The organism is Trebonia sp. (assembly GCF_030042015.1).
Taxonomy (GTDB): Bacteria; Actinomycetota; Actinomycetes; order Streptosporangiales; family Streptosporangiaceae; genus Trebonia.
This window is the reverse complement of sequence record NZ_JASIAL010000339.1, coordinates 1-10,978: the sequence shown is the minus strand read 5'-3', so window position 1 is coordinate 10,978 and position 10,978 is coordinate 1. Positions and strand designations below refer to the sequence as shown.

The 10,978-nt window shown below is 70.9% G+C and carries 12 protein-coding genes and 1 pseudogene; 2 read left to right on the top strand and 11 right to left on the bottom strand.

Annotated elements, in window-relative coordinates; translation table 11 throughout:
* The 9 genes from Q1N79_RS18265 to recG all read right to left on the bottom strand — a co-directional run.
* On the bottom strand, window positions 1-1,154 hold a 1,154-nt coding region (locus Q1N79_RS18265), incomplete at its 3' end, for an AAA family ATPase (protein ID WP_300610457.1).
* Window positions 1,155-1,535: 381 nt separating this feature from the next.
* Window positions 1,536-1,727 (bottom strand): hypothetical protein, encoded by a 192-nt coding sequence (locus Q1N79_RS18260; protein WP_300610455.1) that lies wholly within the window; start codon window positions 1,725-1,727, stop codon window positions 1,536-1,538.
* A 535-nt stretch (window positions 1,728-2,262) separates the two neighbouring features.
* Window positions 2,263-3,276, bottom strand: a complete 1,014-nt coding sequence (locus tag Q1N79_RS18255; RefSeq protein ID WP_300610453.1) for an Fpg/Nei family DNA glycosylase — start codon at window positions 3,274-3,276, stop codon at window positions 2,263-2,265.
* Window positions 3,277-3,296: 20 nt separating this feature from the next.
* Window positions 3,297-4,058: a ribonuclease III gene (gene rnc / locus Q1N79_RS18250; RefSeq protein WP_300610462.1), complete on the bottom strand. Its 762-nt coding sequence runs from the start codon at window positions 4,056-4,058 to the stop codon at window positions 3,297-3,299.
* A gap of 74 nt (window positions 4,059-4,132) precedes the next feature.
* Entirely contained in the window at window positions 4,133-4,309 is a 177-nt protein-coding gene (rpmF, locus tag Q1N79_RS18245) for a 50S ribosomal protein L32 (RefSeq protein ID WP_300610451.1), read from the bottom strand.
* A gap of 13 nt (window positions 4,310-4,322) precedes the next feature.
* Window positions 4,323-4,733, bottom strand: a complete 411-nt coding sequence (locus Q1N79_RS18240; RefSeq protein WP_367185094.1) for a DUF177 domain-containing protein — start codon at window positions 4,731-4,733, stop codon at window positions 4,323-4,325.
* Window positions 4,734-5,032: 299 nt separating this feature from the next.
* Window positions 5,033-5,512, bottom strand: a complete 480-nt coding sequence (gene coaD, locus Q1N79_RS18235; RefSeq protein ID WP_300610449.1) for a pantetheine-phosphate adenylyltransferase — start codon at window positions 5,510-5,512, stop codon at window positions 5,033-5,035.
* A gap of 13 nt (window positions 5,513-5,525) precedes the next feature.
* Window positions 5,526-6,152, bottom strand: coding sequence for a 16S rRNA (guanine(966)-N(2))-methyltransferase RsmD (rsmD, locus tag Q1N79_RS18230; RefSeq protein ID WP_300610447.1), 627 nt, complete (start codon window positions 6,150-6,152; stop codon window positions 5,526-5,528).
* Between the two features lie 65 nt (window positions 6,153-6,217).
* A complete protein-coding gene (recG, locus tag Q1N79_RS18225; RefSeq protein WP_300610445.1) occupies window positions 6,218-8,560 on the bottom strand; it encodes an ATP-dependent DNA helicase RecG in 2,343 nt (780 codons plus the stop codon).
* A 389-nt stretch (window positions 8,561-8,949) separates the two neighbouring features.
* Here recG and rpmB point away from each other — a divergent pair, with 389 nt between their 5' ends.
* Window positions 8,950-9,135 (top strand): 50S ribosomal protein L28, encoded by a 186-nt coding sequence (gene rpmB, locus Q1N79_RS18220; protein ID WP_300610442.1) that lies wholly within the window; start codon window positions 8,950-8,952, stop codon window positions 9,133-9,135.
* A 61-nt stretch (window positions 9,136-9,196) separates the two neighbouring features.
* On the opposite strand, the gene Q1N79_RS18215 is transcribed toward rpmB, so the two are convergent.
* Window positions 9,197-10,255 (bottom strand): thiamine-phosphate kinase, encoded by a 1,059-nt coding sequence (locus Q1N79_RS18215; RefSeq protein WP_300610439.1) that lies wholly within the window; start codon window positions 10,253-10,255, stop codon window positions 9,197-9,199.
* Window positions 10,256-10,381: 126 nt separating this feature from the next.
* Here Q1N79_RS18215 and Q1N79_RS18210 point away from each other — a divergent pair, with 126 nt between their 5' ends.
* Complete coding sequence (locus Q1N79_RS18210) at window positions 10,382-10,615, top strand: Lrp/AsnC ligand binding domain-containing protein (RefSeq protein ID WP_300610437.1); 234 nt, start codon at window positions 10,382-10,384, stop codon at window positions 10,613-10,615.
* An 18-nt stretch (window positions 10,616-10,633) separates the two neighbouring features.
* On the opposite strand, the pseudogene Q1N79_RS18205 reads toward Q1N79_RS18210, so the two are convergent.
* Window positions 10,634-10,978 (bottom strand): annotated as a pseudogene (locus Q1N79_RS18205) (hypothetical protein); the annotation flags it as partial.

The following is a 10,978-nucleotide window of genomic DNA, read 5'->3' as shown; positions in this document are numbered from 1 at the left end:
CGGGCCTCGTCGGCCAGCCTGCGCTCGGTGGCGGCGAGGGCCGCCTCGGCGGCGGACCGTTCGGCGACGGCGGCCGAGAGCACGTCGCGGGCGAGCGCCAGCCGGTCGGTGAGGCTGGCTTCTTCCGCGCGCAGTCCGGCGGCCTGCCCCTCGAGCTCGTCGGGGTCGCGGCCGGGGGGCGTGCCGCTCCGGTCGTGCTCTGGATCGGCGGAGAGCAGCCGGGCCCGCTCGGCGGCCAGCCCGGCGAGGCCGCGCATCCGTTCGGTCAGCGAGGACAGCGCGAACCAGGTCTGCTGCGCCTGGCTGAGCTCCGCGCCGCGTTCCTGTGCCAGGCGGTCGAGTTCTTCCTCGTCCCCGCGGGCGGCGGCGAGGCCGCCCTCGAGGGCCTCGCGGCGGGCGCGGATCGCGGCCTCATCGGCCGCCTGCTGCACTTCTGCGTCACGCACGGTCACGTAGTCGTCGGCGAGCAGCCGCAGCCGCGCGTCACGCAGTTCGGCCTGGATGGTCGCGGCCTTGCGGGCGACCTCGGCCTGCCTGCCGAGCGGCTTCAGGCGCCGGTTGAGTTCGGCGGTGAGGTCGACGAGCCTGGTCAGGTTGGCCTGCATCGCGTCGAGCTTGCGCAGCGCCTTATCCTTGCGCTTGCGGTGCTTGAGTACGCCGGCCGCCTCCTCGATCAGCGCCCGCCTGGCCTCGGGGCCGGCGTGCAGGATCTCGTCGAGCTGGCTTTGCCCCACGATCACGTGCATCTCGCGGCCGAGGCCGCTGTCGGACAACAGGTCCTGCACGTCCAGCAGGCGGCAGGTGTCTCCGTTGATGGCGTACTCGCTTTGCCCGGAACGGAACATCAGCCTGCTGATCGTCACTTCGGCGTAGTCGATCGGCAGCGAGCCGTCGCTGTTGTCGATCGTGAGCATGACCTCGGCGCGGCCGAGCGGTGCGCGGGAGGTGGTGCCCGCGAAGACGACATCCTCCATCTTGCCGCCGCGCAGGGTCTTGGCCCCCTGCTCGCCCATCACCCAGGAGAGGGCGTCGACGATGTTGGACTTCCCTGAGCCGTTCGGGCCGACGACACAGGTGATGCCCGGCTCGAAGCGCAGCGTGGTGGCGGAGGCGAACGACTTGAACCCGCGCAGGGTGAGGGACTTCAGGTACACGCGCCGCCTCCTCCCCCTGGGCCGCGTCCGTGGCGAACGGCCGCCTCCCGCACACTACCGCCAGTTGGGGCCAACCGCCGGAAACGGCGCGGAACCGGAAATCCCCCTGAACATCAGGCGTCTTATCGAAGAACATCAGGGTAAAGGGACCACGCCAGGCTACAACTGCCTAATGACGCCAGTGTGTTGTACGCCACAGCCGCTTTGCCGTGGCGGAAATCGGGACCTGGAACGGGCGAATCCGGTACGCGTCAGCCACGTCAGCCGCGTCAGCCGCGTCAGCCGCGGAACAACGAAGAGGGACGCCGGGAGGGCGTCCCTGGTTCGTTCTGCGGTTGTGCCGTGTCGCGCCTCTGTGGCGCGCCAGCGCTCCTGAGATCGTCAGGTAAGCGCCGGCTCACGGTCCAGTACGAGCACGTCCTCGTGACTGACGCCCGCGGCAAGCGCGTCGTTCACTTCCTGGAGCCGGACAAGCTCGGCTTCCAGGTCGCGAACACGCTGCTGGAGACGTCGCATCTCGGAGACGATGCGCGGATCGGGACCGCCGACGTGGCCGAATAGAGCCTTCGCCATGGTGAAAGGTCCTCCACACTGAGTGACCAGAGTGGGCACGGATTATCCGCACGCACAGGCGTGCAATCAACAGGTACAGGGTCTCACCATGGCCTTTTACGGTCAAGTTGAGAGCCCCGCGCTACCCGTTATGTGACTTATCGTACCAAAGATCCAATGGCTTAACAAACTCCAATGGCCGTGAACCCCTACATCTAGGGCATCGAAGACACCGGGCTCCTTTCTGGTGAGTCTGGTGTGGTTCAGCGGCCTTCGAACGCGTCCGCCGCGTCCCGGCGCGTCCGCCGCGTCCCGGCGCGCCCCGCCGCGTCCGGCGCTCGGCTAATCCGATGTCCCCCGGCCGACGGCGGATGAATGTGGCATCGAGCCGGTTAGAGGCGGCTGACTGTCACATTCATCCGGCTGCGTGCAGCCAGGGCGGCCCCGGCTATCGGCAGATCGGCGCGTTACCAGGACGCGACCTTCACGAGAGATGTGAGACAGAGCCCATTTTCCGGTCAAGTGCGCGGGATGGCGGGGTGCCGTGGCCGCCGGGTCACCAGTGGGCGCGGCGGGGGCGGGGCTGGCAGCGCGGGCAGCTGTACGCCGAGCGGTTCATGAACGAATCGCGGCGGATGGGGGTGCCGCACCGGCTGCACGGCTCGCCCTCGCGTCCGTACGCCTGCAACGACCGGTCGAAATAGCCGCTCTGCCCGTTCACGTTCACGTACAGCGCGTCGAACGAGGTGCCCCCGGCCGTGAGCGCCTCGGACAGCACTTCCGTAACGGCTGCGAGCAGCCTCGACACCTCGCCGCGGCTGAGCGTCTCGGTCGCCCTGGCCCAGTGCAGCCGGGCGCGCCAGAGGGCCTCGTCGGCGTAAATGTTGCCGATGCCGCTGACCAGCGACTGGTCGAGCAGCGCGCGCTTGACCCCGGTGCGGCGCCGGCCCAACCTGGCCGCGAAGGCCGCCGGGTCGAACGCCGGCTCCAGCGGGTCCGGCGCGATATGCGCGATCGGTGCCGGAACCGCCACGCGGTCGCCCCCTCCGCCGTCCCCTCCGTCGTGGGGGTCGTCCGTACGGGGGGGCGCGGAGCCCCCCCGTACGGGGGGTGCAGGGGGGTCGTCCCCCCCGCCGGGGGAACGGGGGGGCGCGGAGCCCCCCCGTACGGGGGGTGCAGGGGGGTCGTCCCCCCGCAGCGAGCACAGCATCAGGTGGCCGAACGTGCGCTGGTCTGTGAAGCGCAGGTCCGGTCCCCCGTCGGTGAAGGTGAACCGGGCACGCACATGCGGGGTCAGCGGGCGATCCGGGTCTCCGACCAGCAGCTGGCCGCTCATTCCCAGGTGGCCGAGCAGCGCCTCATCGTCGTCAAGGATCAGCCAGAGGTACTTGCCGCGGCGTTCGGCGCGCTTGACCGTTCGTCCGGCCAGGGCCGCGGCGAAACCCGCCGGGCCCGCGAGGTCGCGCCGCACCGCGCGCGGATTAAACACCTGCACGTCCGCGATCGTGCGGCCCACTACGTGCAGCTCCAGGCCCTGGCGGACGGTCTCGACCTCGGGCAGTTCGGGCATTGCCTCACCCGGCCGACGCGCTAGCCGTCCGCCACGGGCGGAGCGCCCGCCGCTGACTCACCCGTTGCGGGCGCGGCCGGTCCGGGCCCGTCGGCCTCGGCGGCCTCGGCGGCCTCGGCGGCCTCGGCCGTGATGGCCTCATACGCTGCCTCGGCGGCCAGCTGCTCGGCGGCCTTCTTCGACCGGCCCTCGCCCGAGCCGAGCTCCCTGTTGCCCACCTTCACCACCGCGCGGAACAGCTTCTGATGATCCGGGCCGGTGTCCTTCACCGCGTACTCGGGCACGCCAAGCCCGCGCACGGCGGTGAGCTCCTGCAGCGAGGTCTTCCAGTCCAGCCCCGCGCCAAGCAGGGCCGAACGCTCTATTACCGGGTCGAAGAGCCGGTGCACGAGCGCGCTCGCGGCGTCGAGCCCACAATCGATGTACGTCGCGCCAATGACCGCCTCGAGCGTGTCGGCGAGGATCGACGGCTTGTCCCTGCCGCCAGTCCCCTCCTCCCCCCGGCCAAGCCGCACGTACGCGCCCAGCTGAAGCTCGCGCGCGACCTCGGCGAGCGCGCTCATCTGGACGACCGCGGCGCGCAGCTTCGCGAGGTGGCCCTCGGGCAAGTTCGGGTGACCGTTGAACAGCGTGTCCGTCACCACGAGGCCGAGCACCGAGTCGCCGAGGAACTCCAGCCGCTCGTTGGTCGGCAGGCCGCCGTTCTCGTAGGCGAATGAACGGTGGGTGAGCGCACGCTCCAGGGTGGCGGCGCTGATCGGCACCCCGAGAGTGTTCGACAGCTCAGCCGGGTCCCTGGCGTCCGTACCGTCCCCGTCGTTACGTCGACCGCTCACCGGCGCTCCCTACATAACGCTCAGGCCGGCGTGATGACCTGCCGCCCGCGGTAGGTCCCGCAAGTCGGGCAGGCAGCGTGCGGCAGCTTCGGACTGTGGCACTGCGGGCAGCTCACCAGCGTCGGCGCGGATGTCTTCCACTTGGCGCGCCGTGAGCGGGTGTTGCTGCGCGACATTCGCCGCTTGGGAACAGCCACTTCAGCTCTCCTGTCAGTCTTCTTCTCGGTCAGAAAAATCAAGCCGGCCAAGCGGACCCCAGCGGGGATCCGCGTCCGCACCGTGCCCGTGGAACGGACCCGCTTCGGCGAGCCGGACGCCGCATTCGGCGCACAGCCCAAGGCAGTCTTCCCGGCACAGCGGCGAAAGCGGCAACGCAAGCACCACCGCGTCGCGGAACGCCGGCTCCAGGTCAAGCAGGTCTCCGTCGAGGAAGCGTTCCTCGTCGTCGGCCTCGTCTTCACCTGGGTCCGGCAGGTAACGGTACAGCTCCTGGAAGCTGACCTCCGTCGTGGTGGCCAGCGGGTCCAGGCACCGCGCGCACTCGCCCGCCAGCGGGGCGACCGCCGAGCCGGTGACGAGCACCCCCTCGGAAACCGCCTCGAACCGCAGGTCAAGAGCCACGTCCGCACCGGCAGGCACCAAGACTAGCCCCGATCCGAGACCGTCCGGCGCACGCGCCGTACGCGTCTCCTCCCGGAAGAAGCCAGGCCGCCGACCGAGCGACCGCATGTCGAACACGAAGTCACCGCTGCCACGGCCATGGCCGCCAGGACCCTGGCCGTGCGCACCGGGCACTCCGCGCGCGACGGGTTTTCCGTTTACCTTAGACATCACAGTCTACCGTGTGGGCAGTTACCAAACCGACCGTTTAGCGTACCGGCGGCGCGCGCTATTCCCAACTCGACGGCATCCGGCCGCGGCTATTCCTCGGCGAGGCGAGAGCGCAGTCGCTCAAGGACGTATTCGGGGACCAGGCCGCTGACGTCGCCGCCGTACTTGGCGATCTCCTTGACAAGGCTGGAGCTCAGGAACGAGTACAGCGGGTTGGTCGTCATGAACAAGGTCTCGACCTTGGCCAGCCGGTAGTTCATCTGCGCCATCTGCATCTCGTACTCGAAGTCGCTGACCGCCCGCAGGCCCTTGACCACCGCGGTGATGCCGTTGGCCGCGCAGAAGTCGACCAGCAGCCCGTGGAAGCGCTCGCAGCGCACGTTGCCGTAGCCGCGCGTGACCTCGCCCAGCATCTCGAGCCGCTCGTCCACGGTGAACAGGCTCCGCTTGGTGAGGTTGACCAGCACCGCGACCACCACCTCGTCATACAGGCCGGCCGCCCGGCCGATGATGTCCAGGTGGCCGTTCGTGACGGGATCAAACGATCCAGGGCATACCACTCGCTGCACTCGGCATCACTCCTCATGCGCCGGCCGGGGCGCCGTTATGGGGGGTCTGTGCTGCGGCCATGCCGCTGCCATGCCGGCCGTACCAAAAGGTCGCCTCACCGTACCTGCGCGACTTTCCCGGCAGGTAGCCGGGGGGCCAGTCCAACGGGCCTGACCGGGTAGCGCGCTCGACCACGACCAGCGCGCCCGCGGTCAGCCAGCCGGTCGCGAGCAGCGTCAGCACCCGGGTGACGGCCGCGGCGGAGACGGCGTATGGCGGGTCGGCGAACGCCAGGTCGTAGCCGAAAGGCGCGCCCTGCCGATCCGCCTGCGGCCGCGACAGCAGCCGTTCCACGCGGTCGGTCACGACGGCCGCGCCGGCGATGCCCACAGCCGCGATGTTCGCCTTGATGACCGCGGCAGCCCGGGCATCGGACTCCACGAGCAGCACATGCCTGGCTCCCCTGGACAGCGCCTCAAGTCCCACGGCGCCCGAACCGGCGTACAGGTCGAGCACGCGCTTGCCGTCGAGCGAGCCGATCTCCGACAGCACCGAGGCGAACAGGCCCTCCCTGGCCCGGTCACTCGTCGGGCGGGTAACCGTGCCATGCAGGACGGCCAGGCGCCGCCCGCCAGCCGCACCTGCGATGACGCGTGTCATGCCTTCAGTCTGGCAGCCCGGCAGCCCGCCACGGCCGGCTGTCGGCACCGGCGCCGGACGCGCCGTCAGGCCTTGTCAAGGAACTCGGCGCGCTGGGGGCCGAGCATGTCGTCGATCGCCTGACTGAGCGCGGCGTGCCCGGTGAGCTGAGGATCCGCCGCGATGAGCGCCGACGCCTCCTCGCGGGCGAACGCGATCAGCTCCTCATCGGACAGCAGCCGCAGCATCTTGAGGCTGCTGTGCCTGCCCGCCTGCGCGGCCCCGAGCACGTCGCCTTCCCGCCGCTGCTGCAGGTCCAGCCTGGACAGCCGGAAGCCGTCCGACGTCGCGGCGATGCCATCCACCCGGTCCCGGGAAGGGCTGCCCTCCGGCGCTTCGGTCACGAGCAGGCAGAGCCCGGCAGCCTCTCCCCGGCCGATCCGGCCACGAAGCTGGTGCAGCTGAGACACGCCGAACCGCTCGGCGTCCATGATGACCATCGTCGTCGCGTTCGGCACGTCCACGCCCACCTCGATCACGGTGGTCGCGACGAGCACATCGATCCCGCCGTCGGCGAACACCGTCATCACCTGGTCTTTCTCGTCCGGGCTCAGCCGTCCGTGCATAATGCCCACCCGCAGCCCGGACAGCGGCCCCTCGGCCAGCTCCGGTGCCACGTCGAGGACGGCAAGCGGCGGGCGGCGGGACGCGAAGTCGGCGCCCGCGGCGCCGTCGGCCGCCTCGCCGCCGAAGAGGTAGGCATCGCCGTCCAGGGCGGACTCGTCCGCGCCGGTCGAGTCCCTGGCCGACGCGTCCCCGATGTCCTCGGCTGCGACGCTCTCGCCTTCGGCGTCCGCGCCGGGCATCTCGCCACCGATGCGCGGGCACACCACGTACGCCTGGCGGCCCGCGGCGACCTCCTCGCGTATCCGCTCCCACGCCCGCTCCAGGTACCTGGGCCTTTCCGCCGCCGGCACCACGTGGGTGACGACGGGCAGGCGGCCGACGGGCAGCTCGGCCAGCGTCGAGACCTCCAGGTCGCCGAAGACGGTCATCGCCACCGTCCGCGGGATCGGGGTCGCGGTCATCACAAGCACGTGCGGCCTGGCCCCTGAGCCCTTTTCGCGCAGCGCATCGCGCTGCTCGACGCCGAACCTGTGCTGCTCGTCGATGACCACGAGCCCGAGATCGGCGAACTGGACGCTGTTCTCGAGCAAGGCGTGCGTCCCGATCAGGATCCCCGCGTCGCCGGTGAAGACGTCGGACAGCGCGCTGCGCCGCGCCGCCCTGCCCGTCGACCCGGTGAGCAGCGCCACCCGTGTCGCCTGCTCGGCGCCGCCGAGCTGACCGGCGGAGGCGAGCGGGCCGAGCAGCTGCGTGATCGACCGGTAGTGCTGCTGGGCAAGCACCTCCGTGGGCGCGAGCAGCGCTGCCTGGCCGCCTGCGTCCACCACCTGCAACATGGCCCGGACGGCGACCACGGTCTTGCCCGACCCGACCTCTCCCTGCAGCAGCCGGTGCATCGGGTAAGCGCACGACAAGTCGCGGGTGATCACCTCACCGACCAGCCGCTGCCCCTCGGTCAGCGTGAACGGCAGGCTGGCGTCGAACGCCGCCGCGATCCCGTCCGGCACCGGCGGCCGCGGCACCGCGGGCATGGCCGCAGCGGCCAGCCGCCGCTGGGCGAGCGCCGCCTGCATGACGAACGCCTCATCCCATTTCAGCCGCTTCCGCGCGTGATCCAGGTCCTGGCGATCGTGCGGCCGGTGGATCGCGCGGATGGCCGTCTCCCGCGGCCAGAGGCGGTATTTCTGCCTGATGTCTTCCGGGAGCGGGTCTTCGCCCGCGTCCAGCGTGTCCAAGATGACCTGGATCGACCTGGAGATGGCCCAGGAGCTGAGCTTGGCGCTGGCCGGGTAGATCGGGATGAGCTCGGTCGCGTACTCGGCGGCCAGTTCGGCGGTGATCCGGTGGTCTTCGTATGCGTCGGGCAGCAGCTCGTATTCCGGATGCACCAGCTGGCGGCGACCGCGGAAGGCCGACACCGTCCCGGCGAACAGCCCGAGCGTGCCCGGCTGCAGCTGCCTAACGTGGTATGCCGCCTTGGCGAAGAACGTCAGCGTCAGGATCGCGGTGCCGTCGGTGACGATCACCTCGGCCCGTTCGTTTGGCCGCAGCGGCCTCCCCTTCGGCTGCCTCCAGTTCGGCCCGCGCATGGGGACCAGCCGCACCTGCGCCACCCGCGCGAGGACCGTGACGTGATCGTTTTCGCGCAGCCCGGCCAGGCCAGTCAGCTCGCCCCGCGTGTAGTACCGGCGGGGGTAATGCCTGAGCAGGTCGCCAACCGTCCGCAGGCCCAAAACGCTCTCGAACACGTCGCTCGTCCTCCGGCCGAGCGGCCGGATCAGCGGATCGCGGAGCGTGGTCACAGTTGGCAGCATAGAAGCGCCGGCCGACATTCCGGCCCAGAACCGGTGCTGCGGATGCGCGCGGCCCGGCTGGTCCCTCCGGTCCTGGGACAAGACGCTGGCGGTCGTCTCAGATGCTGGGACACTTTTTACTAGATAGGACACGAAACGCCTGTTTTTTCGCCACTTTTGTCCGTTTTGTCCATACCTCGTGTATCCTAAGTTGGGCGTGAGCGCCAGTCGCGGCGGCCGACCCGAACGCTTCGAGGCGGCGGGCGGTTCCTGGGCGGGTGGTTCGCGCGGCGGCGGCAGTTCGGGTATGCTCTGCAAGCTGCCTCGTTCCTGCTGGCATCCATCGTCGCGGGCGCAGGCGCCGACAGACTCTACTAATCCGATCAATGGAGGCAGCCGTGGCTTCCGTCTGCGACATATGCGGCAAGAGGCCGGGCTTCGGCAACAACGTCTCGCACTCGCACGTCCGCACCCGCCGCCGCTGGAACCCCAACATCCAGACCGTTCGCGCTATCGTGCCCGGAAGGCGCAAGCGCCTGAACGTCTGCACCTCCTGCATCAAGGCGGGCAAGGTCAGCCGCTAACCGGCCAGGAGAGCCGGCAGCCGGGACAGTCGGCGGGCGCGAGAGTCAGCGGCTGCGGCGGTCAGCGGAAGTGCTGCCAGCCGCCTGGCCCCTCGTAGGGGACGCCATCGACGGTGACCCGGCCCGCCCGGGCGGGGCCGCCGGCGGCGCCACCCGCGTCGGCACCAGGCTCGCCACGCGCGATCACGACCGCCTCGCGCACCGTGCCTATCACGCGCCACCGGGCCGGCAGCGCCGCCGCCGGCGGGAACGCGGCGACCAGCGAGTGGTCCTCGCCGCCGGCCAGCGCCCACCGCAGGGCAAGGGCCGCGGGGGAGACGGGGGGGCCCGTTCCTGATGGCGGGGGAAGAGCACCGGCTGCCCTGGCAAGCGGGTCGCCGGTCGCGAGCGCCGAAGTGTCGATGTCGATCCAGACACCGCTGGCATCGGCCACATGGCCGAGATCGGCCACCAGGCCGTCGCTGACGTCGATCATGGCGGTGGCGCCGAGCAGCGCCGCCTCTGGGCCCGCGTCGTAGGGCGGCGCGGGGCGCAGGTGAGCCGCCACGAGCGCCGGGAAGGACGTCACGCCCGCGGCAAGCAGCGCGTGCCCGGCGGCCGAATATCCCAGCGGGCCCGCGACGGCCACGACGTCACCCGGCCTCGCGCCGGCGCGCCGCAGCGGCGGGCGGCCCGACAGGTCGCCGAGCGCGGTCACCGACAACAGCACCGAGTCCGCGCCCGCGGTGTCGCCGCCGACGACGCCGGCGCCGGCCCGGCCGGCCTCGTAGGCCAGCCCGGCGGCCAGGTCGAGCGCCCACCCCGCCGTCAGCGTGCCCGGCGCGCCCAGCGCCACGAGCAGCGCGGTCGGCACCGCGCCCATGGCCGCGATGTCCGCGAGGCTGCGCGCCGCGGCCTTCACGCCTATGTCGTACCCGGACGACCAGGAGAGCAGGAAATGCCTGCCCTCAAGGAGCATGTCGACCGCGGCGACCACGCTTCCGGACGGTGCCGACACTATCGCCGCGTCGTCGCCGATGCCGAGTTCCGTGCCCGGCCCCGGCGGCAGCTGTGCGGCCAGCGCCGCGATCAGCCCCCATTCGCCCAGGTCAGCCAGGGATTCGCCAGAGCCAGTGATCACGCCTCCCCGCGCCGCCTCGCCACATTCGACCCTAAAAGTGCCACACCGGAGCGACACCGGTCTGGACCACTACGGTACCGTGACACAACAGGGGCAGCTGTCCTACTCTGCCCCTAGGAGGACGCCATGGTGCAGGCATACATCCTCGTTCAGACCGAGGTCGGCAAGGCCGCCGACGTGGCCCGGCAGATAGCGGAAATCGCCGGGGTCACGCAGGCGGAGGATGTGACCGGCCCCTATGACGTCATAGTGCGCGCGCGGGCTGAGAACGTGGACGAACTCGGCAAGCTTGTGGCCGCCCAGATCCAGGCCGTGGAAGGGATCACCCGGACGCTGACCTGCCCGGTCGTGCACATCTGAACAGCACGTCGTGCGCGTCTAAGCACCAAGCAGCTCACCGGCGAGCGAGGCCGTCCTCGCGCCCACGCCGAGCGCGACCGCTGCCCTCAGGTCCTCAGGCGTGTCCACGTCGCGCCTGAGTCCCGGGATGTCCGGCAAGTCCAGCTCGTGTCCCCCGCCCGCCGTGTGCCGCGCCCGGGACGCGCCGCCGAACCTCGGCCGGAACGCCGTCCCTGGCGGCACGGCGTACATCGTCGTGCCCACCCCGGCGGCGTCCGCCACGAACGCGGCCACCCCGGCACCGGTCACCGCACCGTTGACCCAGGCGCCGTTGGCCGCCCCGCGCAGCGCCCGGCTGAGCTCCGCGGGGCGCAGCGCGGGCAA